This window comes from Pseudomonas sp. IT-93MI4, assembly GCF_949767635.1.
Taxonomy (GTDB): domain Bacteria; phylum Pseudomonadota; class Gammaproteobacteria; order Pseudomonadales; family Pseudomonadaceae; genus Aquipseudomonas; species Aquipseudomonas putida_A.
Genome location: NZ_CATKPP010000058.1, coordinates 268570 through 293361 on the forward strand (window position 1 = coordinate 268570; position 24792 = coordinate 293361).

Sequence of the window (24792 nt, forward strand, 5' to 3'; positions counted from 1 at the left end):
GAAGAGCCACAACAAATCATGTGGACTGGATGATGCTCAACCGCTCACCCACCACCATCTCGGTAATCCAGTCCACCAGAATCGAAGTATAGGCCTGCTGCGAAACCGGCTCGCTCAAGGCATGGTCGGCGCCGTCGATGATCCGGTGCGTCAGCGAATGCGTCTGCTGACAGGCGGCGCGGTAACTCATGATCGTTGCGTGGGGCACGTAATCGTCAGTTTCCGATTCCACCAGCAACACATCCCCGGTGAACTGCGAACAGGCGTGCAGCGCACGGTTGCTGTCTGCACGGACCAACGTCGCCCGATAGTCGCGCAGGTCGGCCTTGTCCAGTTCACGCTTGGGCGTGTGCCATTGCTCGTCGCGATACAGCGCCGGTACCCGCAGCGCCAGCCAGCGCACCGGACGCAACGAGGTGAGGATCGAAGCCAGGTAACCGCCATAACTGGTGCCAACCACCGCAATCGCCGAGGTGTCGAGCGCCGGATGCGCCAGCAGGCGGTCGTAAGCTGCGAGCAGGTCACGCAGGTTGTCTTCGCGCGTGACCCGGGTCAGCGGAATGCCGGTGCCACCGGTGTGGCCGCGCAGGTCGAAGGTCAGGCATACACAACCGAGACCGGCGATGCCTTTGGCGCGTTCAAGATCACGCTCCTGGCTACCGCCCCAACCGTGCACAAACAACACGCCGGGGACTTTCGATTTTGGACTGAGAAACGTCCCGCTCATCTGTTCATCATCAATGTCGATCTGAATGCTTTCGCTTCTAGCCGTCATAAGATTTGACCGTTACGTATTTGAGAAGGAAGTCGCTGTTCTCCGCTGGCCCGCGATAGATTTCGATGGCGTCCGCCGGCAGGCTTTGATCGCTATAGGTTTCTACGGTCGACACGCGGATCGCGGGCATCAGCGGATCATTGACGAAGCTTTGCAACGCGGCCAATTCAGCGCTGCTGGCACCGCCCATGCGCCAGGATTGTTCGAGCACCCCGCTGCGGGGTTTGCCATTGCTGTCTAGGCCTTGGGCAATGTCGTAGTTGCGCCGCGAGGCGTAGAAATCTGGATAAGCCTCATCCGCCACCCGGTCGAAAATCTGCGCCTGCTTGATGGCCAGTCGCATGTCATCCGGCAAGTCCAGCGCCAGCAGATCTTCGTAGCCGCCCTGCACTACCAACAGATTCGAACCACCATAGACGTCTTCGCCATGGGCATCCTTGGTCAAGTATTGATCACCGCAGTAGCTAAGCACTTTGTCGCCGATGAATGACTGGCCAACGCTGTGGGTTAAGACCTTGCTCAAGTCCTGTTCGAGCACCACGCCATCGCGAAACAACGCTTCCGCTTCTGCACGGGACAGTACTTCATCGAACGCGTCGAGGCTGTTGATAACTTCCTGACCGCGACCGGCGCAGGCGTGAATCGGCTTCAGGCGGATCGGTCCGCTGTACAGCAGATGCTCGGCAGCGGGTCGCGCATCTTCCACGGCAAACACCGTCAAGCCGTCGAGCACCACATCGCGAACGCGCTCGGAGAATTGCGGCGCCCAGCCTTGTGGCGCGTGAGCCAGATGACTGCGCAAGCCGTGGCTGATGGCTTTGGTGCAAATGAAATCGTGTTCGACGTACCCGCCCCACAAATCGCCGGGACCCCTGATCCCCAGATTACGCGCGCTGGCCGGGCCAACAATGGTCTGGGTCGGCAGCCAATACAAATCGCGACCGCGATGCTTCTGCGGGTCAAAGCTTCCGCCGAAGCTGAGCCCCAGAATCTGCGCCAGCCAGCGGGCAAGTGCCTTGTTGGTCTGCACTTCATGTTGCGGCGCCCCGGCCCGAACCGAATGGGCGACGACCACTTTCCTGCTCGACATCGGGGTCATGCGTCCCCCTTCAAGCCAATTGATGAATGTAATGAGAGAAGTGCAGAGATCAGGCCAATCGCCTGGCGCCGGGAATGCCCAATGATTCAATCGCTTGGAACAAGCATGGTGGCATCGGGCCTGTTTCAAACTGCACGACTGCCAGCGAATCCGCGGCAATTTGCACGAAACGGGACGCCGACTACTGCTGACTGACTTCCTTCCAGATGGCATCGAACATGACACAACGTTTGAGCATAGCCTGACGCCCGGTTTGAATCGCAAGCCGCTTGGCTTCAGGCGTCTGGTTAGTCAGGCGTTGCAGAATTCCCAGCATGGTTATCGCGTGGTCCTCATCCTCTTCGATATGCAGGCGAAAGAACTCCAGGCCTTCCTCACTGACATTCAGTCCCTCCAGTGCCAGCAGAATCGGTTTGTAAATCAGCGGCACAATGGCTTCGGCTCCCAGGCAGAGCGCTGCGAGGCCCTCTACAGGATTTTCACTCCGGCAAAGCTGCATGATGCATTGGGTGAAATCCACGGTCTGAGGTAAAGGCAATTCAGCCAAGGGATGGGTGCCCAGGATCCGTAGCGACCTTTGAAACAGCTCGGCATGTGTGAGCTTGTTGTCACCATCAATGCCCATTTCCTCCTGCATGTTTTCCATCAGCAATTTGATGTCGTCAAGGGATTCGAGGCGATTGATGATCGCACACAGAAAGCGGGTAAAGTTTCGCGAGTAGTAATGATGCTGGATCAGAAAGTAACGCATCCCCTGCAGAGAAACATGACCGTCTTGCATTGCCAGCAACAGTTCATGATTAACCAATCCATCTAACGCATCAGCGTCCAGCCATTCGTCCCATAATGTGCCTCCGGTTATGAATTTAATGACCTTCACCCTATCGCCGCCATTCAACTCTTTGTTTTCATCCAACTTTAAATTCCTTTTAATTCTTTATCAGCCATCCAACTGATCGAAACTTTCCAGTTATTCCGAAACCCCGAAAAACTTACAAAACCGTATTCATTGTGCGTCGCTGTAAATGACCGGGCGCTCAAACCTGGCCAGAAAGTAAGCACATAGAGAGGCGAAAATGATGCACAGACCGCCTGACGCAAGAATCACAGCGCTGCTCGAGAAATGCAGTAACAGCCATCCACTCAGCAGGCTCGCGGGAGGAATCGCGAGGTAGGCAATGAGCCGTGTAACTCCCACCGTTCGCCCCAGAATGGTTTGCGGAACCACTTGCTGGCGATAGGTGAAAAAAGCGATGACCACCACGGATTGGCAACCGGTAGAAAGCGCCCATAGTGCCGAAAGTGACCACGGATCGTTGGCCATCGCCCCCATCAGCGTGAACACCCCGGCCAGCAAACAGCTTCGACGGATAAGAATGCCGGCCGGATATCTCTTCACCAGAAACGCCCCCATAGCTGATCCGGCGACGGCACCTGCACCAATGAGCCCGTAGTAATAGCCGACATCACTCAATGGCACGGCCAGTAGCGTGGTGTAGACATAAACAAGGCTGGCACCGATCAAGGCAAAACCGAAATTGCAGAAAAAGAACAGCATGACAAACGAACACAGTTCTCGCTGCTGGATGACATACAGCAGTCCGGCTTTGATTTCCGTGAATACCCGCGTGGTGGCAGGCGCAGGCTTACCCTGCTCTTTCAGCAAGAAGCAAAGCGGCAGGGATAGCGCAAATCCGACAATGCTGCCAATCAGCAACTGCTCCTTGGTACTGAAGGACAGCAAGGCTGCAACGCTGATTGGTGCAACGATGCGAATGATGTTGTCACTGGCATTGACGATCGCATTGAACCGATGAAGTTTGGGGCCTTCAATCAGCGCTGGCGCGATACTCTGGAAAACCGGGTGGTGAGTGGCACCGACGCTTGCCAGCAGAAAGCTCAGCAATAACAGGGTGATACTCAAGCTGCTCCCGGACAGCGTACTCACAGCAGCATATATAAGGCAGCCGGTGACGATGTTGATCAGATCACCGCCGATCAGAAAACGCCGTTTGCTGTAGCGATCACTCCACACACCGGCGAAGGGCGTGACCAGTATGTAGGGCGCCATCGCGGCGAAAAAAGCCAGCGACGTCCAGACTGGGGAGCCGGTCTGCTCATAAACATAAAGCGGGATCAGAAACGCGATGGCCCATGAACAGATGGACGTGATGGCATAGGAAGCCAGGAGTTTGAACATCTAGACAGTCTCCGCCTGCCGCGACCGTTGCCCGTTCGCGAGATGTCCACACACCGTGCAGTCCGGATTCTGCTGCCAGACTTCAGCAACGCTGACGTTCAGGTCGTCGAATGTGAATTCCTTGAGCTTGTTGGTCAATTGTGGCGGTTGGCAGCCGGTGATGATCTTGACTGTTTCGCTGACCATCATCCCGGCGGTGACAGCCACCAAAGTCACAAGAGCCGGGCCGGGATGCTCATAAGTGATGTCGTGCTGTTTGGCCATGGTCGAAACGCTGTTCACCAGGCTGCTCTTGTTACGCGCCGACGTCAGCCAGCAAGCACCGCAGCCCGAGGAGCCAGGCACCACCGAATAAAACACCGAGCGCCGTACATCAAGCCCGCCTGAAATGAAGGGTACGCCCTGTTCAACACAGGCCTCATTCAGCCAGTCGGCCATGTAGTTCGCGGGTTTATCGGCGACACAAATCACAATATCGTGGCCGCGTACGATGCCGGCGACGTCTTGCGCCGACTGCAGGCGGGTTTCGTGAGCAGTAATGTCGAGGTGACTGTTGAATTCAAGCAACCTGCGCCTGGCCGTTGCAACCTTCGGCATGCCGACGTCGGCTTCCTTGTAAAGGATCTGCCGGTTCAAATTGCTCAACTCGATCGTGTCAAAATCGAGGATCGTCAGATGGTGGACACCCAGCGCTACCAGGTCGAACAGAATATGGGTGCCCAGACCGCCGCAGCCCAGGACACAGACCTTGGCCATGCGCAGTCTTTCCTGGGGGGTGAACTTGTTCTCGCCCACAGCCGCCATCGACCCGAAAAAGTCGATGTTGCGGGAAAATCTGATGCGATCATGATCCGAAAGAGAAGTAGTCTCAAAGGCATCCGGACTCTCGACCAGCCGGTATTTTATCAGATCTTGCGCGACGCTTCGGATTTCGTCCTGATCCACCGCGGGATAACGGCCTGCCACCTGGGTAATCAACTCCTCATAGGGTGTACGGCCATCAAGTGCCTTGGCGAACTCCCAGACAGCACCGTGGGGGTCGGGGATTTTTGCGTATTGACCGTTAAAGCGCAAAACGACCTGACCATCAAGTTTGAACGGAATAATCGTCGGTTTAAGACAAAGCTTCATATTCGAGCCTCAATCGCTATTAAAACAACTTGATAAAGAACCAGGGCCATTAAGGCCCCGGTTCTTACTGATCAGATCAGCCGATCTGAGAATCGCCAGCGGAAGATGCTTTTTCGAAAGTCATAATGATTTCCTCAAAAGTTGAAGGGCCGGTGGTGAAGCTGTTTCCACCGGGGTGAAGATGTGCACACCCCAAAACTAGAATAAGTTTTCAGTGGTTGCGAACTCACCTTGTTTCTTAATATTACTCACGTAAAATACACTTCCTACGCTTTTACGAAGTGCCGCCATTACTTCTTACGGAAACATAGAAAAACAATGTAGGAATTATCTTCAATACTTAAACAATAAAAAATCACTGCGAGAAACTTGAGAACAAATTCGCCTTCCAGACCATAAACATCAGTGTTTCATCAGAAACACACTCCCACCCGGGACAACGCTTGCGACCACCACCTCATCAAAAATTTCGACAGGTCAAAAAGATCTCACGCGTGAGCCATTGATGGCACTTTGAATTGGCTGTAGTGTGGCTCACGCGTGAGATGTTCATAACGGAGTCATTGCCATGAAAAGCCGCTCCCCCACTGTTGCGTCAGAGAGCCCAAAGGGAGAGCGCTCGAAACCGTCCGCGAAAAAACCGTCGAGCTTCTACATGAAGCAGATGCGCGCGGGCCTGGCTGCCGCCGGTTATGTGAAACACGAAACTTGGGTGCTTCCGGAAAACCGAAGCTTGCTCAAGCAGATGGAGCAACAGCTACGCCAACCGATTCTGGCTGGCTCATTCATGTCGGAGAATTACATGAGCGCAGGCAACAACTGGAACATCGATAGCCTCTTCAACGCCCTCAAGGCACTGGACGAGGTGGCTTCGCACGAGATCACGCTGTCTCTGATCCAGAGCTCCGAACCCAGCATCAAGCTGGAAATGAACGAATTCGGCGGTCTGCCGATTCACATCGCCGTGGCCGGTCAGCAGATCATCGTCGACACCGTGCTGGTGGATATCGATTCGATCACTGACGTGCGCGCCTTCAACGACGCCGTGCTGCGCAGCCGGGAAATGTTCCCGCTGTCGTCGATCGGCATCGAGTCGATGCCCAATGGTCAGACCGTTTACAACATGTTTGGCGCCCTCAGCGCCGACTCGAGCCTGACAAACGTCGTCACCGAGGTGAAAACCCTGGTCGACAACGTGCAGCGCGCGAGCGAAGCCTTCGAACACTTCTTCAAGTAATCAACAGGGAATATCCAATGACTCAGTCCATCTGGAGCAAGTTGTTCACCGCGCTGCGCGGCGGCGCCAATGAAGTCGGCGAAGCGATCGTCGACCAACAGGCCCTGCGTATCCTCGACCAGGAAATCCGCGACGCCGACACCGCGCTGTCGAATGCCCGTCGTGAGCTGGTCACTATCATGGCCAAGCACAAACTGGCCGCTGACCGCGTGAGCGAGTACGACGCCAAGATCAAGGATCTGGAAGCCAAGGCGGTTTCCGCGCTGAACGCCGGCCGCGAAGACTTGGCCATGGAAGTGGCCGAAGCGATTTCGACCCTGACCAACGACCTGACCGCCGAGAAAGCCCAGAGCGACGAATTCGGCACCTACGCCGAAAACATGCGCAAGGACATCACCAAGGCCGAGTCGCGGATCAAAAGCCTGCGCCAGCAGGTGGACATGGCCAAGGCCCGTGAAAGCGTGCAAAAGGCGCAGGTCAGCGCGTCCATCGCCAGCGGCGGTGCCAACGGCAAGCTAGAAACCGCCGTCGGCACGCTGAACCGTCTGCAGGCCAAGCAGCAGCAACGCGCTGCCGAGCTGAGTGCCGCCGATGAACTGGCTGACGCTTCGACCGGCAATGACCTGGAACGCAAACTGCGCGACGCCGGCATCACGCCGAACGAAGGCAGCGCCAATGCGATCCTCGAGCGTCTGAAGCAGAAGTCCGCGCAGTAAGCGTTTGCACAAAAACCTGTGGGAGCGGGCTTGCTCGCGAAAGCGATTTGTCAGTCATTACTTTAGCTGCCTGACACACCGCCTTCGCGAGCAAGCCCGCTCCCACATGGTTTACGGCGTGTCGTTCGTCGCCCGGCCCGGTACACTGGCGGCGTTTTTTACGACGAACACCTCCACCCGCCTCAAGGAATGTACCCATGGGATGGTTCAAAGACTTGCTGGGCACCAGCAACTGGCAGACCGCTGCGCCAACGCCAAACGTTGCCAGTGGCCCACTCGGGATGGCACAAGGCAAAGGCGTGCGATTCGATTCGACTCTGGCCTTGCTGCTCGATGGCAGCACCTCGGTGCAGGTTCCAGCGGCAGAGGCAATCTGGAGCGCCGGCTGGATCGACCTCGGCCAATCCAACAAGCTGCATCGCTACTACCTCAATAACGAAGACTTCTGGCTGCAAATCCACGTCACCGGTGACGACCAGATCGAGTCGGTCACCCTGTTCAACTACCTCAGCTACGTGACCGTCAACAGTGACGCCGAGCTGCAGCGCCTCGCCGGCCCCGAAAGCCCGATCGGCCTGCCGATCTATACCCACGACGGCGTCCAGTACAGCCGCGAATGGGGCACCGAACAAGGCCAGACCGAACTCGTACCGATGACCGAACATGTGGTCAACCCGGACGAGAGCTACACCATCGAACACCACTCCATGCTTTACGCGCGCGAGACCGGCCTGACCGATCGCCGCGAACTGCTGCTGTTCTCCGTCGAACAGGACGAGGAAGGCACCGTCAGCCTGAGTACCTCGCTGGGCATTTCGCTGTACACGACTGATTTGAGCACCATTTAAATAAGGAAGTTTTCCATGCTGGAAGTGCTGGCCGTTTCCCTGAACAAGACCGCACTGGTCGGTTTCGTCGTCTACCTGATCGGCGCCGTGCTGCTGTTCATGCTGTTTCAGTTCGTCTACACCCGCATCACGCCACACAAGGAGTTCGAGCTGATTCGCTCCGGCAACATCGCTGCCGCCATCGCTCTGGCGGGCGCGATCATCGGCTTCGCGATTCCGGCCAGCAACGTGATCGCGTTTTCGGTCAACGTTCTCGATTTCGTGCTGTGGGCGGTAATTGCTGCGGTGGTGCAACTGCTGGCCTTCCTCGCCACAAGCCTGGTGCTCAAGGGCACGTCGCAGCGTATCGCCAACGGTGAAATCGCCTCGGGAATCTACGTGGCCGCGGTGGCTATCAGCGTCGGCATGCTCAACGCCGCGTGCATGACCCCGTCCAACTGATCGGCAGGAAGCCTTCGATGAAACGCAGCAAGTACGTTCAACTGTCCCTCGCCGCTTCGGTGGCGCTGGCGATTTCCGGCGAGGTTACCGCGCAGGAGCAGCAACGCTTCCAATCTGTCGAGGAGTGCGTCGGCGCCGAAGTGGCCGCCGACGTCTGCTCCACCGCCTACGTCGCGGCATTGACCGAACACCGACGTATTGCGCCGGCCTACGATGACAAGGCCAAGTGCGACGCAGACTTTGCCGCCGACTGGTGCCAGAAAAACTCCGATGGCCGCTTCGTGCCCAAACTTGGCGGTTTCAAGGTGCCGCAGAACGGCGAGGCGCCACAGGACCTGAATGCGCTTGCCAATGCGCAGATGCCTGCCGGTGAAACCGCCGCTGCGCAGAATGCGCAAAGCACCTCCCACTCTTCCGGTTCCGGTGGTGCAGGTAACGGCTGGCTCACAGGCTGGTTGATCGGCAATGCGATGAGCAATAACGCCAACCGCACGGTCTATCGCGATCGCGATACGCGTCAGACCTACAACACCTCGGCGCAGTACCGCAAAATCGAATCGGCACCGGCTACCCGCACCGACACCCGCTACGACAGCACCCGGAGCAAACCGGTCAACGTCGCTTCGTCGACGTCCCGCGGCGGCTTCGGCAGCCAGTCTTCCGCGCGCAGCGGTTGGGGCGGCTGGGGCAGTTCGAGCAGCTGATCATGAAAAAGATCCACTGCGCCGAGCGCCCCGACTGGAAACAGACGGCCGAAAGCCTCGGCTTTCTGTTCCACACCATCGACGACGAGCCGTACTGGGACGAAAGCGCCTACTACCAGTTCACGCTCGCGCAGATCGAAAATGATCTGGAGGACCCGACCACCGAACTGCACGAGATGTGCATGGACCTGGTCGACCGCGTGGTGCACAGCGAAGAGCTGCTGGATCGCCTGAGCATCCCGGCGCCGTACTACGACATGATCCGCACGTCCTGGCTGGAAGGTCATCCGCATCTGTACGGGCGTATGGACTTTTCCTACAGCGGCAACGGCCCGGCCAAGCTGCTGGAACTCAACTACGACACGCCGACCAGTCTCTATGAGGCGGCGGCATTTCAGTGGGGCTGGCTGGAGCAGTGCATCGAGCGCGGGATGCTGCCGCGCCATGCCGACCAGTTCAACAGCATCGATACCAAGCTGCACCAGGCGTTTGCCGAGTTGCAGCTCAAGCGGCCGTTCTACTTTGCGTCGATGAAAGACTCGGTCGAAGACAAGGGGACCACCGACTACTTGCGCCTGATCGCGGAAAAGGTCGGCATCGAATCCCGGCACATCGACATCGAAGACATCGGCCTGACCGCCGAGGGTCGCTTCGTCGACCTTGAGGATCGCTGGATCCCGCACCTGTTCAAACTGCACGCCTGGGAATTCATCTTCCACGAGCCGTTCGGTGCGGCGATTGCCGAGTGCGATACACAGTTTTTCGAACCGGCATGGAAAGCGATCCTGTCGAACAAAGGCGCACTCCCACTGCTATGGGAACTGCACAAGGGCCACCCGAACCTGCTGGCGGCGCACCTTGATCCGAATCCGGCCAGTGCGGTGCCCAAGGGTTGGGTGCGCAAACCGTACTTTTCCCGGGAAGGCGCCAATATCGAACTGCACACGGCAGAAGGTCTGATCGTCAAAGAAGACGGGCCCTACACCGATGCGCCGTTCATCCTGCAGGAATTTGCGCCATTGCCGAAGTTCGACGACAGCTACACCCTGGTCGGCTCGTGGGTGATTGGTGATCAGGCCGCGGGGATCGGCGTGCGCGAAGACAACAGTCTGATCACCAAGGATTCAAGCCGGTTTCTGCCGCACCTGATCCTCGACTGAAACACACATCCGCATTTGTGGGAGCGGGCTTGCTCGCGAAAGCGGACTGCCATTCAACAAATGCTTTGACTGACCCGACGCCTTCGCGAGCAAGCCCGCTCCCACAGGAGATCAGTGGTAATCGCGGACCTTGCGCCACAAAAAAGGCCCGTCGTGTTGAACGACGGGCCTTTTTTATTCAGCGTGGATGCAGCAGCGAATCAGAACGGGATATCGTCATCGAAGCTGTCGAAATCCGGAGCCGGTTGCGGTGCAGCCTGCTGTGGAGCCGGGGCTGGACGCTGTTGCGGAGCCGACTGCTGCGGACGCGGAGCCTGTTGGCGTGGCGCCTGCTGCTGGTAGTTGTTGCCACCGCCTTGTTGGTCGCCCTGTTGTGGACGGCCGCCGAGCAGTTGCATGGTGCCTTGCATGTCGACCACGATTTCTGTGGTGTAACGCTTGATACCGTCTTTTTCCCACTCGCGGGTCTGCAGCTTGCCTTCGATGTACACCTGCGAACCTTTACGCAGGTACTCGCCGGCGATTTCCGCAACCTTGCCGAACATCGAAACACGGTGCCATTCGGTCTTCTCGACCTTTTGACCGGTTTGCTTGTCGGTCCACTGTTCGCTGGTTGCCAGACTCAGGTTGGTCACGGCGTTACCGTTAGGCAGGTAGCGAACTTCGGGATCCTGGCCGCAAGTGCCGACCAATATGACTTTGTTAACCCCACGGGCCATAACGTTCTCCTAGGCTTCGCAAGCAGCCCCGGCCGGGTTGTTCACCAGGCGTTCGAGGGTGTCGCGATCCACTAATTCTTTGTCCAGTTTGATGTAAACAGCCGCCTCATCAGCGACTATCACTGCATCTGTTACCCCTACGAGGGCCTTGAGGCGCTCGACCAGACCCGCTTCGCGGATCGCCTCGGGCGACAACGGCAAGCGCAGGCTCGTCACGTAGGGAGGTTCGCGCATGGTAACAGCAAAGGCCAGCCAGATGGCAGCCAGACCCGCACATCCAAGGAACACAACCGACAGACCGCCATGCTGAAACAGCCAGCCGCCAAGTATCCCGCCGAGCGCCGAACCGAGGAACTGGCTGGTGGAATACACGCCCATGGCCGTGCCCTTCCCGCCTGCCGGTGAAACCTTGCTGATCAGCGACGGCAACGAAGCTTCCAGCAGATTGAACGCGGTGAAGAACACCACCGTACCGATCACCAGAGCCCGCAAACTGTCACCGAACTGCCAGAAGAATAGCTCAGTGAACATCAGCGTCAGGACGGCGCCGAGCAAAATTCGTTTCATTTTGCGTTTCTTCTCGCCATAGATGATGAACGGGATCATGGCGAAGAAAGAGATCAGTAGCGCAGTCAGATAAACCCACCAGTGCTGCTCCTTGGGCAGCCCGGCCTTTTCCACCAGCGCCAGCGGCAGGGCGACGAAGCTCGACATCAGCATCGCGTGCAACACAAAAATGCCCAAGTCCAGGCGCAGCAGATCCGGATGTTTGAGCGTCGGCATCAAGGCCTGACGCGCGACGCCAGACTCTCGATGGCTCAGCGGCCCGGTGGATTTCGGCACCATGAACATCACGATGACGATCCCGAACAGGGCCATGCCGCCAGTGGCGAGGAACAGACCGGACAGGCCGAACGCGCGGGTCAGCAACGGCCCGACCACCATGGCCACGGCGAACGACAGACCGATGGTCATACCGATCATGGCCATGGCTTTGGTACGGTGTTGTTCACGGGTCAGGTCGGAAAGCAGTGCCATGACCGCAGCGGAAATCGCCCCGGCGCCCTGCAGGATGCGTCCGGCAATCACGCCCCAGATCGAATCGGCCTGAGCCGCCAGCACACTGCCAAGAGCGAAGACCACCAGCCCGAGGAAAATCACCGGCCGCCGGCCGATACGGTCGGAAATGATCCCGAACGGAATCTGGAAAATCGCCTGGGTCAGGCCGTAAGCGCCAATCGCCAGCCCGATCAGGGCCGGGGTCGCTCCCGCCAGGTCCATGCCGTAGGTCGCCAGTACCGGCAACACCATGAACATGCCAAGCATACGGAAGGCGAACACCAGGGCCAGACCGCTCGCTGCGCGGGTCTCGCTGCCACTCATGCGTTCGCTGTGGGGATCGTGCATGGAAAAACCTCGTGTGAACCGGCGGCGATTCTACCAGTCCCATCGAAAGACGGGGTATATCGCGACGCTATGACGCGTATAGATGAAACTCTCTTCATGCAAGGTAAAAAACCCTTCGTTTGATAGTGTGCATCCATCCAGTATTTGCCCGTATACTCCTACGTTTTCGACGCCCGCCGAGCGAGGCCACTTTGGACAAGATCCTGATACGTGGGGCCCGTACCCACAACCTGAAGAACATCGACCTGACCCTGCCACGGGACAAACTGATCGTCATCACCGGCCTGTCCGGATCCGGCAAGTCGTCCCTGGCCTTCGACACGCTGTACGCCGAAGGTCAGCGCCGCTATGTCGAATCCCTGTCGGCCTACGCCCGACAGTTCCTGTCGATGATGGAAAAACCCGACGTCGACACCATTGAAGGTTTGTCGCCGGCGATCTCCATCGAACAGAAGTCGACCTCGCACAACCCGCGTTCCACGGTCGGCACCATCACCGAAATCTACGACTACCTGCGTCTGCTGTATGCACGCGTCGGTACGCCGCGCTGCCCGGATCACGATATTCCGCTGGAAGCTCAGACCGTCAGCCAGATGGTCGACCTGGTGCTGGCGCAACCGGAGGGCAGCAAACTGATGCTGCTGGCGCCGGTGATCCGCGAGCGCAAAGGCGAGCACTTGTCAGTGTTCGAAGAGCTGCGCGCCCAAGGCTTCGTCCGTGCGCGGGTCAACGGTCGCATCTGCGAACTCGATGAACTGCCGAAACTGGATAAACAGAAGAAGCACTCGATCGATGTGATCGTCGACCGTTTCAAGGTCCGCGCCGACCTGCAGCAGCGTCTGGCCGAATCGTTCGAAACCGCACTGAAGCTGGCGGACGGCATTGCCTTGGTCGCGCCGATGGACGATGAGCCAGGTGAAGAGATGATCTTCTCCGCGCGCTTTGCCTGCCCGATCTGCGGCCATGCCATCAGCGAGCTTGAGCCGAAGCTGTTCTCCTTCAACAACCCGGCCGGCGCCTGCCCGACCTGCGATGGCCTGGGCGTGAAGCAGTTCTTCGACATCAAGCGCCTGGTCAATGGTGAACTGACTCTTGCCGAGGGCGCGATTCGCGGCTGGGACAGGCGTAACGTCTATTATTTCCAGATGCTCGGCTCACTGGCCTCGCACTACAAGTTCAGTCTTGAGAAGCCGTTCAACGAGCTGACCGCCGAACAGCAGAAACAGATCCTGCACGGCAGCGGCTCGCAGAATGTCGACTTCAAGTACCTCAATGACCGCGGCGACATCGTCAAACGTTCGCACCCGTTCGAAGGTATCGTGCCGAACCTTGAGCGTCGCTACCGCGAAACCGAATCGGCCAGCGTGCGCGAAGAGCTGGCCAAGTTTCTCAGCACCCAGGCTTGCCCGGATTGCCGCGGCACTCGTCTGCGCCGTGAAGCGCGGCACGTGTGGGTTGGCGAGAAAACCCTGCCGGCAGTGACCAACCTGCCGATTGGCGATGCCTGCGAATACTTCGGCGAGTTGAAGATGACCGGGCGGCGTGGCGAGATCGCCGACAAGATCCTCAAGGAGATCCGCGAGCGTCTGCAGTTCCTGGTCAACGTCGGCCTCGACTATCTATCGCTGGATCGCAGCGCCGACACCCTGTCCGGTGGCGAGGCGCAACGCATTCGTCTGGCCAGCCAGATCGGCGCCGGTCTGGTCGGGGTGCTGTATATCCTCGACGAACCGTCCATCGGCCTGCATCAGCGCGATAACGACCGGTTGCTCGGCACCCTCAAGCACCTGCGCGACATCGGCAACACGGTGATCGTGGTCGAACACGACGAAGACGCGATTCGTCTGGCCGACTATGTGGTGGATATCGGGCCGGGCGCCGGGGTGCACGGCGGGCAGATCGTGGCTGAAGGTACGCCGGCCGAAGTCATGGCGCACCCGGATTCCCTGACCGGTAAATACCTGTCGGGGCGGGTGAAGATCGAAGTGCCGGCCAAACGCACGCCGCGTAACAAGAAGCTGACGCTGTCGCTCAAGGGCGCGCGCGGCAACAACCTGCGCAACGTCGATCTGGAAATCCCGATCGGTCTGCTGACCTGCGTGACCGGGGTTTCCGGCTCGGGCAAATCGACGTTGATCAACAACACGCTGTTCCCGTTGAGCGCTACTGCACTCAATGGTGCGACCACGCTGGAAGCGGCCGCGCACGACAGCATCAAAGGCCTGGAACATCTCGACAAAGTCGTCGATATCGACCAGAGCCCGATCGGCCGTACGCCACGCTCCAATCCGGCGACCTACACCGGGCTTTTCACACCGATCCGCGAACTGTTCGCCGGTGTACCCGAGTCACGCTCCCGAGGTTACGGCCCGGGGCGTTTCTCGTTCAACGTCAAGGGCGGTCGCTGCGAGGCGTGCCAGGGCGACGGTCTGATCAAAGTGGAAATGCACTTCCTGCCGGACATTTACGTGCCGTGCGATGTGTGCAAGAGCAAGCGCTACAACCGCGAAACCCTTGAGATCAAATACAAGGGCAAGAGCATCCACGAAACCCTCGAGATGACCATCGAGGAGGCGCGGGAGTTCTTCGACGCGGTACCGGCGCTTGCACGCAAGCTACAGACGTTGATGGATGTGGGCCTGTCGTACATCAAGCTCGGGCAGTCGGCAACCACGCTGTCCGGTGGTGAAGCGCAGCGGGTCAAGCTGTCACGCGAGCTGTCCAAGCGCGACACCGGCAAAACTCTGTATATCCTCGATGAGCCGACCACCGGTCTGCACTTCGCGGATATCCAGCAACTGCTCGACGTGCTGCATCGCCTGCGCGACCACGGCAATACCGTAGTGGTGATCGAGCACAACCTGGACGTGATCAAGACTGCCGACTGGCTGGTGGATCTGGGGCCGGAGGGCGGCTCCAAGGGTGGTCAGATCATCGCCACCGGTACGCCGGAGGAAGTGGCCGAGATGAAGCAGTCTCACACCGGTCATTACCTCAAGCCATTGCTGATTCGCGATCGGGCTTGATCTCCGGGCATGAAAAAGCCCCTGTCACTTCAACCGTGACAGGGGCTTTTTTGTGTCTGTGCAATCAGGTGTGAGATTGCAGGTAATTCTCGAGACCGATGAGCTTGATCAGGCCCAACTGCTTTTCCAGCCAGTAGGTGTGATCTTCTTCAGTGTCGTTGAGCTGAACACGCAGGATTTCGCGACTGACATAATCCTTGTGCTGCTCGCACAACTCAATGCCTTTGCACAGAGCGGCGCGGACTTTGTACTCGAGACGCAGATCTGCTTCGAGCATCTCCGGGACGGTGGTGCCGACGTCGAGATCGTCCGGGCGCATGCGCGGTGTGCCTTCGAGCATCAGGATCCGGCGCATCAGTGCGTCGGCGTGACCGGCCTCTTCTTCCATCTCGTGGTTGATTCGTTCGTAGAGCTTGGTGAAACCCCAGTCCTCATACATCCGCGAGTGAACAAAATATTGGTCACGCGCGGCCAGTTCGCCGGTCAGCAACGTGTTGAGGTAATCGATTACGTCTGGGTGGCCTTGCATCGCCCTACATCTCCCTGCTTGAAAGTCTGTAGTTTGAACCAAGCTGACCGGAAGGTCACCCCGTTTCGCGCAATAAAAGCGAAGATATTCTGAGAAAACCAGCCTAAATAACGCAAAAACCGCCCCAATGAGGGCGGTTCTGCTTCTCGTTTAGACTTCGTTAAGCTGTACGTCGAGCAGCTTTGCGATTGCTTCTCCATACGCCGGATCGGCCTTATAGAAATGCTGCAACTGACGATCAACCACATCAGGTGAAACACCGCTCATGGCGCCGGCGATATTGCTGACCAGCAAGGCTTTCTGCTCGTCGCTCATCAGACGGAACAGCGCACCGGCGTGGCTGTAGTAATCGGTGTCTTCGCGATGATCGTAACGGTCAGCAGCACCACTCAATGCCAGTGCAGGCTCGGCGTAGTGCGGAGCTTGCTTCGGTGATTCAATGTAGCTGTTCGGTTCGTAGTTAGGTGCTGCACCACCATTGCTGCCGAAGGCCATCGAGCCGTCGCGCTGGTACGTATTCACCGGGCTGCGCGGCGCATTCACCGGTAATTGTTGGTGGTTTGTGCCCACGCGATAGCGATGTGCATCGGCGTAGGCGAACACGCGGCCTTGCAGCATGCGATCCGGCGACAGACCGACACCTGGCACCATGTTGCTCGGACCGAATGCGGCTTGCTCGACCTCGGCAAAGTAGTTCAGCGGGTTGCGGTTCAGCTCCAGTTCGCCGACTTCGATCAGCGGAAACTCCTTTTGCGACCAGGTCTTGGTCACGTCGAACGGGTTCTCATAGTGCGCTGCAGCCTGAGCCTCGGTCATGATCTGAATGCATACGCGCCATTTCGGGAAGTCGCCACGCTCGATGGCTTCGAACAGATCACGCTGAGCGTAATCCGGATCGGTACCCGCCAGGCGCGCAGCATCGGCCGGTGCCAGGTTCTTGATGCCTTGCTTGGTTTTGTAGTGCCACTTCACCCAGTGACGCTCACCTTTTGCATTGATCAGACTGTAGGTGTGGCTGCCGAAGCCGTGCATGTGACGGTAGCCATCGGGAATGCCGCGATCCGAAAACAGAATGGTCACTTGATGCAGTGCTTCCGGCGAATGCGACCAGAAGTCCCACATCATCTGGGCGCTTTTCAGGTTGCTCTGCGGCAGACGTTTCTGCGTGTGGATAAAGTCGGGAAACTTCAGTGGATCACGAATGAAGAAAACAGGGGTGTTGTTGCCAACGATGTCCCAGTTGCCCTCTTCGGTGTAGAACTTGAGGGCGAACCCACGTGGATCACGTTCAGTGTCAGCCGAGCCACGTTCGCCGCCTACAGTGGAGAAGCGCAAGAACGTTGGCGTTTGCTTGCCCACGGCCTCAAACAGTTTGGCGCTGGTGTATTCGGTGATATCACGGGTCACGATGAACGTACCGTAAGCACCCGAGCCCTTGGCGTGCACGCGGCGCTCAGGAATGTTTTCACGGTTGAAATGGGCAAGCTTCTCGATCAGATGAAAATCGTCGAGCAGCAGCGGGCCACGGGGGCCGGCGGAGCGAGAATTCTGGTTATCGGCGACAGGTGCGCCACTGGCGGTCGTAAGCGTTTTGATCTGGCTCATACGGTCTTCTTCCTCTGTCAGTCTTGAAACTGCCGGCTAATCGGCTTGCTGGGAAGTATTGATCATCGATGAGACACCTACAAATTCATTAACTTGCAGTCATCGATAGATAATTACTAATTATGTTTCCCTGCACATAGTGGCAACACAACAATGTCAGAAGCTTGTACGAACAGCGCATTTCTTGCGGGCACAAAAAACCGGGCACTAGGCCCGGTTTTTCGTTTCAGACTGACGTCTTACTCGGCGGATACAGCTTCGCCAGCAGTAGCACGATCAACCAACTCGACGTACGCCATAGGCGCGTTGTCGCCAGCGCGGAAGCCGCACTTGAGGATGCGCAGGTAGCCACCCTCACGGGTAGCGTAACGCTTGCCCAGGTCGTTGAAGAGCTTACCAACGATAGCTTTCGAACGAGTACGGTCGAAAGCCAGACGGCGGTTAGCCAGGCTGTCTGTCTTGGCCAGAGTGATCAGCGGCTCGGCAACGCGGCGCAGTTCTTTGGCTTTTGGCAGAGTAGTCTTGATCAGCTCGTGCTCGAACAACGACACCGCCATGTTCTGGAACATGGCCTTGCGGTGCGAGCTGGTGCGGCTCAGGTGACGCCCACTTTTACGATGACGCATGGTTCATTCCTTACCAAACACTACGTTCGGTGATTACGACGATCAGGCAGTCGCCTTGTCGTCCTTCTTAAGACTTGCAGGCGGCCAGTTGTCGAGGCGCATGCCGAGGGACAGACCGCGGGAGGCCAGAACGTCCTTGATTTCAGTCAAGGATTTCTTGCCCAGGTTCGGAGTCTTCAACAGCTCTACTTCGGTACGCTGAATCAGGTCGCCGATGTAGTAGATGTTTTCCGCCTTAAGGCAGTTAGCCGAACGTACAGTCAGTTCCAGATCGTCAACCGGGCGAAGCAGGATCGGATCGATCTCGTCTTCCTGCTCGACAACCACTGGCTCACTGTCACCTTTGAGGTCGACGAACGCAGCCAACTGCTGTTGCAGGATGGTTGCAGCGCGGCGGATAGCCTCTTCAGGATCCAGGGTACCGTTGGTTTCCAGATCAATAACCAGCTTGTCCAGGTTGGTACGCTGCTCGACACGGGCGTTTTCCACCACGTATGCGATACGGCGAACCGGGCTGAACGAAGAGTCGAGCTGCAAGCGACCAATGCTGCGGCTTTCGTCTTCATCGCTCTGACGCGAGTCGGCTGGTTCATAACCACGACCACGAGCTACGGTGAGCTTCATGTTCAGGGCGCCGTTAGACGCCAGGTTAGCGATTACGTGATCGGGGTTAACGATCTCGACATCATGATCCAGCTGAATATCGGCAGCGGTAACCACCCCCGAACCCTTCTTCGACAAGGTCAGCGTAACTTCGTCACGACCGTGCAGCTTGATGGCCAGACCTTTAAGGTTCAACAGGATTTCAATTACGTCTTCCTGTACACCTTCGATGGCGCTGTACTCGTGGAGCACACCGTCAATCTCGGCCTCGACTACTGCGCAGCCGGGCATTGAGGACAACAGGATGCGGCGCAGCGCGTTGCCCAGGGTGTGGCCAAAACCACGCTCGAGAGGCTCGAGAGTGATCTTGGCGCGGGTTGGACTGACAACCTGCACATCAATGTGGCGGGGTGTCAGGAACTCATTTACCGAAATCTGCATGGATGCACCTATTTTCTAGCCCTTACTTGGAGTAGAGCTCGACAATCAGGCTTTCGTTGATGTCGGCGGACAGATCACTGCGAGCAGGAACGTTCTTGAAAACGCCCGACTTCTTCTCAGTGTCTACTTCTACCCATTCTACGCGGCCACGTTGGGCACACAGATCGAGAGCTTGGACAATGCGAAGTTGGTTTTTTGCTTTCTCGCGAACTGCGACCACGTCACCAGCACGAACCTGATACGACGGAACGTTTACGGTCTGACCGTTAACGCTGATCGACTTGTGCGATACCAGCTGACGGGATTCGGCACGAGTCGAACCAAAGCCCATACGGTATACAACGTTGTCCAGACGGCATTCGAGCAGTTGCAGCAGGTTTTCACCGGTTGCACCTTTCTTGCCAGCAGCTTCTTTGTAGTAGCCGCTGAACTGACGCTCGAGAACGCCGTAGATACGACGAACCTTCTGCTTTTCACGCAGTTGGGTGCCGTAGTCGGACTGGCGACCGCGGCGTTGGCCGTGGATACCAGGTGCTGCTTCAATGTTGCACTTCGATTCGATCGCGCGCACGCCGCTCTTCAGGAAGAGATCGGTGCCTTCGCGACGAGCGAGTTTGCATTTTGGACCAATGTAACGAGCCATTCTTTACAATCTCCTGGATTACACGCGGCGCTTCTTCGGCGGACGGCACCCGTTGTGCGGGATTGGCGTCACGTCGGTGATGCTGGCGATCTTGTAGCCACAGCCGTTCAAAGCGCGGACTGCGGATTCACGACCTGGACCTGGACCCTTGACGTTAACGTCGAGGTTTTTCAGGCCGTATTCCAGCGCAGCTTGACCAGCACGCTCAGCAGCTACTTGAGCAGCGAACGGAGTGGACTTGCGGGAACCGCGGAAACCCGAACCACCGGAGGTAGCCCAGGAAAGAGCGTTACCTTGACGGTCGGTAATGGTCACGATGGTGTTGTTAAAAGAAGCATGGATGTGGGCGATGCCATCAACCACTGTCTTTTTAACTTTTTTACGAGGACGAGCAGCAGGTTTTGCCATGATTAAATTCCTGTCGATTCGCTGGGGCGATTACTTGCGGATCGGCTTACGCGGACCTTTACGGGTACGCGCGTTGGTCTTGGTACGCTGACCGCGTACTGGAAGACCGCGACGATGACGCAGACCGCGATAGCAACCGAGGTCCATCAAGCGCTTGATTTTCATGTTGATTTCGCGACGCAGGTCACCTTCAGTGGTGAACTTCGCCACTTCGCCACGCAGCTGTTCAATTTGCTCGTCGCTCAGATCTTTGATCTTTGCTGCTGGGTTTACCCCAGTGTCTGCACAGATTTTCTGCGCAGTAGTGCGACCGACACCATAGATGTAGGTCAGCGAGATAACAGTATGCTTGTTATCTGGAATGTTAACGCCTGCAATACGGGCCATTCAGTGGGACTCCAATTGACAGCTACCTACGCCCCGGAAGCCAAGAAATAGGGCGCGAGATAATATCGCTGTAATAACAAATAATCAACCCGGCAGCGCACTAGCTGCCGGGCTTGAAGCACAATCACACTCAGCCTTGGCGCTGTTTGTGACGCGGTTCCGCGCTGCAAATTACTCGAACAACACCTTCGCGGCGAATAATCTTGCAGTTACGGCACAGCTTTTTCACCGATGCACGAACTTTCATCACCAACTCCTCGAACCTTATGGGTACTCAGCGCAACATGCCGCTGCCGTAACCCTTCAGGTTGGCTTTCTTCATCAGGGATTCGTACTGGTGCGAAACGAGGTGCGATTGTACTTGGGACATGAAGTCCATCACAACCACGACCACGATCAGCAACGAGGTCCCGCCAAGGTAGAACGGAACGTTTGCTGCAACCACCAGGAATTGGGGCAACAGGCACACGGCCGTCATGTAAAGAGCACCGAACATGGTCAAGCGAGTCAGAACGCCATCAATATAGCGTGCAGACTGCTCACCTGGACGGATGCCCGGAATAAAGGCACCGGACTTCTTCAGGTTTTCCGCTACGTCTTTCGGATTGAACATCAACGCCGTATAGAAGAAGCAGAAGAAAATAATCCCTGCACTAAACAGCAGAATATTCAACGGCTGACCAGGAGCGATCGACTGCGAGATGTCCTGCAACCAGCCCATACCTTCAGACTGACCAAACCAGGCACCCAACGAAGCCGGGAACAGCAAAATGCTGCTCGCGAAAATAGCCGGAATAACACCGGCCATGTTCACCTTCAGCGGCAAGTGGCTTGTCTGCGCAGCAAAAACCTTGCGGCCCTGCTGACGCTTGGCGTAGTGAACAGCGATACGACGCTGGCCACGCTCAATGAACACCACGAAACCGATAATCGCTACTGCCAGCAAACCGATGGCAACCAAGGCGAAGATATTGATATCACCCTGACGCGCAGACTCGAAAGACTGCCCTATTGCTCTCGGAAGACCGGCGACGATACCCGAAAAAATCAACATCGAGATACCGTTGCCTACACCACGCTCAGTAATCTGCTCACCCAGCCACATCATGAACATCGCACCAGCCACAAAAGTGGATACCGCGACGAAATGGAAGCCAAAGTCACCAGTGAACGCAACGCCCTGCCCCGCCAGACCAATGGACATGCCAATAGCCTGAACGAGAGCGAGGACGACGGTGCCGTAGCGGGTGTACTGGCTGATCTTGCGACGGCCAGCTTCACCTTCCTTCTTCAACTGCTCCAGCTGCGGGCTGACGGCGGTCATCAGTTGCATGATGATCGATGCCGAAATGTACGGCATGATCCCCAGTGCAAAGATGCTCATCCGTTCCAGCGCGCCGCCGGAGAACATGTTGAACAAGCTAAGAATGGTCCCCTCATTCTGTCGAAACAGGTCTGCGAGTCGGTCCGGGTTGATACCTGGAACCGGGATGTGTGCGCCTATTCGGTAGACGATAATCGCCAGGAACAGAAAACGCAGACGAGCCCAGAGTTCAGACATACCGCCTTTGCCGAGCGCAGAGAGAGCACCTTGCTTAGCCATTTATTCCTCGAACTTGCCGCCAGCTGCTTCGATAGCCGCACGCGCACCTTTGGTGGCGCCGATTCCCTTGCCGATAGTGACAGCGCGAGTCACTTCACCGGACAGCATGATTTTCACACGCTGTACGTTGACGTTGATCACGTTGGCATCTTTCAGGGACTGCACGGTGACGATGTCGCCTTCCACTTTGGCCAGCTCGGACAGACGCACTTCTGCGCGGTCCATGGCTTTCAGGGAAACGAAACCGAACTTCGGCAGGCGACGATGCAGCGGCTGTTGACCGCCTTCAAAGCCTGGAGCAATAGTGCCACCGGAGCGGGAGGTTTGACCTTTGTGGCCACGGCCACCAGTCTTACCCAAACCGCTACCGATACCACGGCCCGGACGATGCTTTTCGCGACGGGAACCCGGCGCTGGACTCAGATCATTGAGTTTCATCGATTAACCCTCGACACGCAGCATGTAGTAAGCCTTGTTGATCATCCCGCGATTCTCGGGAGTATCCTGGACTTCTACAGTGTGACCGATGCGACGCAGACCCAGACCCTTAACGCACAGTTTGTGGTTAGGGATGCGGCCGGTCATGCTTTTGATCAGCGTAACTTTAACGGTAGCCATGATCAGAAGATCTCCTTGACAGTCAGGCCACGCTTGGCAGCGATGGACTCAGGAGATTGCATGGCTTTCAGACCTTTGAAAGTGGCGTGAACCACGTTTACCGGGTTAGTCGAGCCGTAGCACTTGGCCAGAACGTTCTGAACGCCAGCAACTTCGAGGACAGCACGCATAGCGCCGCCAGCGATGATACCGGTACCTTCAGAAGCAGGCTGCATGTACACCTTCGAAGCGCCGTGAGCGGACTTCATTGCGTACTGCAGGGTAGTGCCGTTCAGGTCAACTTGAATCATGTTGCGGCGAGCAGCTTCCATTGCCTTCTGGATCGCAGCAGGCACTTCACGCGACTTGCCACGGCCGAAGCCAACACGCCCTTTACCATCACCAACCACGGTCAACGCGGTGAAAGTGAAGATACGGCCGCCTTTAACGGTTTTGGCTACGCGGTTAACTTGAACCAGCTTCTCAATGTAGCCTTCGTCGCGCTTTTGGTCGTTATTTGACATAACTTAGAACTCCAGCCCAGCTTCACGAGCAGCATCAGCCAGCGCTTTAACGCGGCCATGGTACTTGAAGCCAGAGCGGTCGAAAGCCACTTGCGAGACGCCAGCGGCCTTAGCACGCGTAGCGACCAGCTGGCCAACCTTTGTGGCCGCGTCGATGTTGCCAGTGGCGCCATCACGCAGTTCTTTATCCAAAGTCGAGGCGCTTGCCAGGACTTTGTTGCCGTCGGCCGAGATGACCTGGGCGTAGATGTGCTGCGACGAGCGGAACACGCAGAGACGCACGACTTCGAGTTCGTGCATTTTCAGGCGTGCTTTGCGAGCGCGACGCAGTCGAGTAACTTTTTTGTCGGTCATTTGCTATGCCCTACTTCTTCTTGGCTTCTTTACGACGGACGACTTCGTCCGCGTAGCGCACACCTTTGCCTTTGTACGGCTCTGGTGGACGGAAGTCGCGGATCTCAGCGGCCACTTGACCTACCAGCTGTTTATCGATGCCCTTGATCAGGATATCGGTCTGGCTAGGAGTCTCAGCGGTGATGCCTTGCGGCAGTTCGTAATCCACTGGGTGCGAGAAGCCAAGAGCCAGGTTCAGCACCTGACCTTTTGCTTGCGCTTTGTAACCAACACCGACCAGCTGGAGCTTGCGCTCGAAGCCTTGGCTTACGCCTTGGACCATGTTGTTTACCAACGCACGCGTGGTACCGGCCATTGCGCGAGTCTGTTGATCGCCATTGCGAGCAGCGAAACGCAGCTCACCAGCTTCTTCAACGATCTCAACGGACGAATGGATGTTCAGTTCAAGAGTACCCTTGGCACCCTTCACCGAAAGCTGTTGGCCTGCGAATTTTACTTCGACACCGGCTGGCAGCTTAACGGGGTTCTTAGCGACGCGAGACATGCTTATCCCCCCTTAGAACACAGTGCAAAGAACTTCGCCGCCGACACCGGCAGCGCGCGCAGCACGATCCGTCATCACACCTTTGTTGGTGGAGACGATAGACACGCCAAGACCGCCACGAACTTTCGGCAGATCTTCAACGGACTTGTACTGACGCAGGCCTGGACGACTAACGCGCTTCACTTCCTCGATGACCGGACGGCCTTCGAAGTATTTCAGCGAGATGGACAACGACGGCTTAGCGTCGGTGGTGATCTGAAAATCCGCGATGTAACCTTCGTCCTTCAGGACTTTTGCTACAGCCACCTTCAACGTGGAAGACGGCATGCTTACGACAGACTTTTCAGCCATCTGGGCATTACGGATTCGAGTTAGCATGTCCGCTAACGGGTCCTGCATACTCATGGGCTAGACGCTCCTAATACAGAAAAATTAGCCTTGCGGCTACTACATGTCGCCGAGAAA

Annotated in this window: 29 protein-coding genes; 7 read left to right on the forward strand and 22 right to left on the reverse strand. The window is 57.2% G+C overall.

What is annotated here, in order from left to right:
• Positions 1–16: 16 nt before the first annotated feature.
• The 5 genes from ACM6I7_RS27300 to ACM6I7_RS27320 form a co-directional block, all read right to left on the reverse strand.
• Positions 17–775: an alpha/beta hydrolase family protein gene (locus ACM6I7_RS27300; protein WP_027614239.1), complete on the reverse strand. Its 759-nt coding sequence runs from the start codon at positions 773–775 to the stop codon at positions 17–19.
• Entirely contained in the window at positions 765–1874 is a 1110-nt protein-coding gene (locus ACM6I7_RS27305; protein WP_414889604.1) for a DUF3182 family protein, read from the reverse strand. The genes ACM6I7_RS27300 and ACM6I7_RS27305 overlap by 11 nt, the downstream gene beginning before the upstream one ends.
• A gap of 181 nt (positions 1875–2055) precedes the next feature.
• Positions 2056–2790: a TenA family transcriptional regulator gene (locus ACM6I7_RS27310; RefSeq protein ID WP_097089401.1), complete on the reverse strand. Its 735-nt coding sequence runs from the start codon at positions 2788–2790 to the stop codon at positions 2056–2058.
• Positions 2791–2880: 90 nt separating this feature from the next.
• Positions 2881–4074 (reverse strand): MFS transporter, encoded by a 1194-nt coding sequence (locus tag ACM6I7_RS27315; RefSeq protein WP_097089403.1) that lies wholly within the window; start codon positions 4072–4074, stop codon positions 2881–2883.
• On the reverse strand, positions 4075–5205 hold the full coding sequence (locus ACM6I7_RS27320) for a HesA/MoeB/ThiF family protein (RefSeq protein ID WP_097089405.1): 1131 nt from the start codon (positions 5203–5205) through the stop codon (positions 4075–4077). It abuts the gene before it with no gap.
• 568 nt (positions 5206–5773) lie between these two features.
• Here ACM6I7_RS27320 and ACM6I7_RS27325 point away from each other — a divergent pair.
• The 6 genes from ACM6I7_RS27325 to ACM6I7_RS27350 all read left to right on the forward strand — a co-directional run bounded on the left by ACM6I7_RS27325 (position 5774) and on the right by ACM6I7_RS27350 (position 10311).
• Positions 5774–6442: a YjfI family protein gene (locus ACM6I7_RS27325; protein WP_041074461.1), complete on the forward strand. Its 669-nt coding sequence runs from the start codon at positions 5774–5776 to the stop codon at positions 6440–6442.
• Between the two features lie 17 nt (positions 6443–6459).
• Complete coding sequence (locus ACM6I7_RS27330; RefSeq protein WP_097089407.1) at positions 6460–7158, forward strand: PspA/IM30 family protein; 699 nt, start codon at positions 6460–6462, stop codon at positions 7156–7158.
• A 197-nt stretch (positions 7159–7355) separates the two neighbouring features.
• Positions 7356–8006 carry a DUF2491 family protein gene (locus tag ACM6I7_RS27335; RefSeq protein ID WP_103367214.1) on the forward strand — a complete coding sequence of 217 codons (651 nt, stop codon included), beginning with the start codon at positions 7356–7358 and terminating at the stop codon, positions 8004–8006.
• A gap of 15 nt (positions 8007–8021) precedes the next feature.
• On the forward strand, positions 8022–8447 hold the full coding sequence (locus ACM6I7_RS27340) for a DUF350 domain-containing protein (protein ID WP_095139066.1): 426 nt from the start codon (positions 8022–8024) through the stop codon (positions 8445–8447).
• Between the two features lie 17 nt (positions 8448–8464).
• On the forward strand, positions 8465–9151 hold the full coding sequence (locus ACM6I7_RS27345; protein WP_414889605.1) for a DUF1190 domain-containing protein: 687 nt from the start codon (positions 8465–8467) through the stop codon (positions 9149–9151).
• Positions 9152–9153: 2 nt separating this feature from the next.
• Complete coding sequence (locus ACM6I7_RS27350) at positions 9154–10311, forward strand: glutathionylspermidine synthase family protein (protein WP_096796347.1); 1158 nt, start codon at positions 9154–9156, stop codon at positions 10309–10311.
• Positions 10312–10511: 200 nt separating this feature from the next.
• Here ACM6I7_RS27350 and ACM6I7_RS27355 read toward each other — a convergent pair whose 3' ends face one another.
• Positions 10512–11030: a single-stranded DNA-binding protein gene (locus ACM6I7_RS27355; RefSeq protein ID WP_007966163.1), complete on the reverse strand. Its 519-nt coding sequence runs from the start codon at positions 11028–11030 to the stop codon at positions 10512–10514.
• 9 nt (positions 11031–11039) lie between these two features.
• Positions 11040–12437: an MFS transporter gene (locus tag ACM6I7_RS27360; RefSeq protein WP_139055401.1), complete on the reverse strand. Its 1398-nt coding sequence runs from the start codon at positions 12435–12437 to the stop codon at positions 11040–11042.
• Between the two features lie 191 nt (positions 12438–12628).
• Between ACM6I7_RS27360 and uvrA the strand changes: the two genes are divergently transcribed.
• Complete coding sequence (gene uvrA, locus ACM6I7_RS27365; protein ID WP_027614251.1) at positions 12629–15463, forward strand: excinuclease ABC subunit UvrA; 2835 nt, start codon at positions 12629–12631, stop codon at positions 15461–15463.
• Positions 15464–15527: 64 nt separating this feature from the next.
• Here uvrA and bfr read toward each other — a convergent pair whose 3' ends face one another.
• The 15 genes from bfr to rpsH all read right to left on the reverse strand — a co-directional run bounded on the left by bfr (position 15528) and on the right by rpsH (position 24732).
• Positions 15528–15992, reverse strand: a complete 465-nt coding sequence (bfr, locus tag ACM6I7_RS27370) for a bacterioferritin (protein WP_003228714.1) — start codon at positions 15990–15992, stop codon at positions 15528–15530.
• A gap of 150 nt (positions 15993–16142) precedes the next feature.
• Positions 16143–17597 (reverse strand): catalase, encoded by a 1455-nt coding sequence (locus ACM6I7_RS27375; RefSeq protein WP_097089412.1) that lies wholly within the window; start codon positions 17595–17597, stop codon positions 16143–16145.
• Positions 17598–17836: 239 nt separating this feature from the next.
• On the reverse strand, positions 17837–18223 hold the full coding sequence (rplQ, locus tag ACM6I7_RS27380) for a 50S ribosomal protein L17 (protein ID WP_003176402.1): 387 nt from the start codon (positions 18221–18223) through the stop codon (positions 17837–17839).
• A gap of 42 nt (positions 18224–18265) precedes the next feature.
• A complete protein-coding gene (locus tag ACM6I7_RS27385; protein WP_003186012.1) occupies positions 18266–19267 on the reverse strand; it encodes a DNA-directed RNA polymerase subunit alpha in 1002 nt (333 codons plus the stop codon).
• Positions 19268–19289: 22 nt separating this feature from the next.
• Positions 19290–19910, reverse strand: a complete 621-nt coding sequence (rpsD, locus tag ACM6I7_RS27390; RefSeq protein WP_003176404.1) for a 30S ribosomal protein S4 — start codon at positions 19908–19910, stop codon at positions 19290–19292.
• Positions 19911–19928: 18 nt separating this feature from the next.
• A complete protein-coding gene (gene rpsK, locus ACM6I7_RS27395) occupies positions 19929–20318 on the reverse strand; it encodes a 30S ribosomal protein S11 (protein WP_002555466.1) in 390 nt (129 codons plus the stop codon).
• Positions 20319–20348: 30 nt separating this feature from the next.
• Positions 20349–20705 carry a 30S ribosomal protein S13 gene (rpsM, locus tag ACM6I7_RS27400; protein ID WP_008374135.1) on the reverse strand — a complete coding sequence of 119 codons (357 nt, stop codon included), beginning with the start codon at positions 20703–20705 and terminating at the stop codon, positions 20349–20351.
• 130 nt (positions 20706–20835) lie between these two features.
• On the reverse strand, positions 20836–20952 hold the full coding sequence (rpmJ, locus tag ACM6I7_RS27405; RefSeq protein ID WP_002555468.1) for a 50S ribosomal protein L36: 117 nt from the start codon (positions 20950–20952) through the stop codon (positions 20836–20838).
• Between the two features lie 27 nt (positions 20953–20979).
• The gene (gene secY / locus ACM6I7_RS27410; protein ID WP_003228718.1) at positions 20980–22308 is read right to left on the reverse strand and encodes a preprotein translocase subunit SecY; all 1329 of its coding nucleotides are present in this window, start codon (positions 22306–22308) and stop codon (positions 20980–20982) included.
• Entirely contained in the window at positions 22309–22746 is a 438-nt protein-coding gene (gene rplO / locus ACM6I7_RS27415) for a 50S ribosomal protein L15 (protein ID WP_003228720.1), read from the reverse strand. It abuts the gene before it with no gap.
• A 3-nt stretch (positions 22747–22749) separates the two neighbouring features.
• Positions 22750–22926: a 50S ribosomal protein L30 gene (gene rpmD / locus ACM6I7_RS27420; RefSeq protein ID WP_003176408.1), complete on the reverse strand. Its 177-nt coding sequence runs from the start codon at positions 22924–22926 to the stop codon at positions 22750–22752.
• 2 nt (positions 22927–22928) lie between these two features.
• Complete coding sequence (rpsE, locus tag ACM6I7_RS27425; RefSeq protein ID WP_003176409.1) at positions 22929–23429, reverse strand: 30S ribosomal protein S5; 501 nt, start codon at positions 23427–23429, stop codon at positions 22929–22931.
• Between the two features lie 3 nt (positions 23430–23432).
• Positions 23433–23783, reverse strand: coding sequence for a 50S ribosomal protein L18 (gene rplR, locus ACM6I7_RS27430; protein WP_003186037.1), 351 nt, complete (start codon positions 23781–23783; stop codon positions 23433–23435).
• 10 nt (positions 23784–23793) lie between these two features.
• Positions 23794–24327 carry a 50S ribosomal protein L6 gene (gene rplF, locus ACM6I7_RS27435; protein WP_007966176.1) on the reverse strand — a complete coding sequence of 178 codons (534 nt, stop codon included), beginning with the start codon at positions 24325–24327 and terminating at the stop codon, positions 23794–23796.
• Positions 24328–24339: 12 nt separating this feature from the next.
• Positions 24340–24732, reverse strand: coding sequence for a 30S ribosomal protein S8 (rpsH, locus tag ACM6I7_RS27440; RefSeq protein WP_007966178.1), 393 nt, complete (start codon positions 24730–24732; stop codon positions 24340–24342).
• Between the last annotated feature and the right edge of the window lie 60 nt (positions 24733–24792).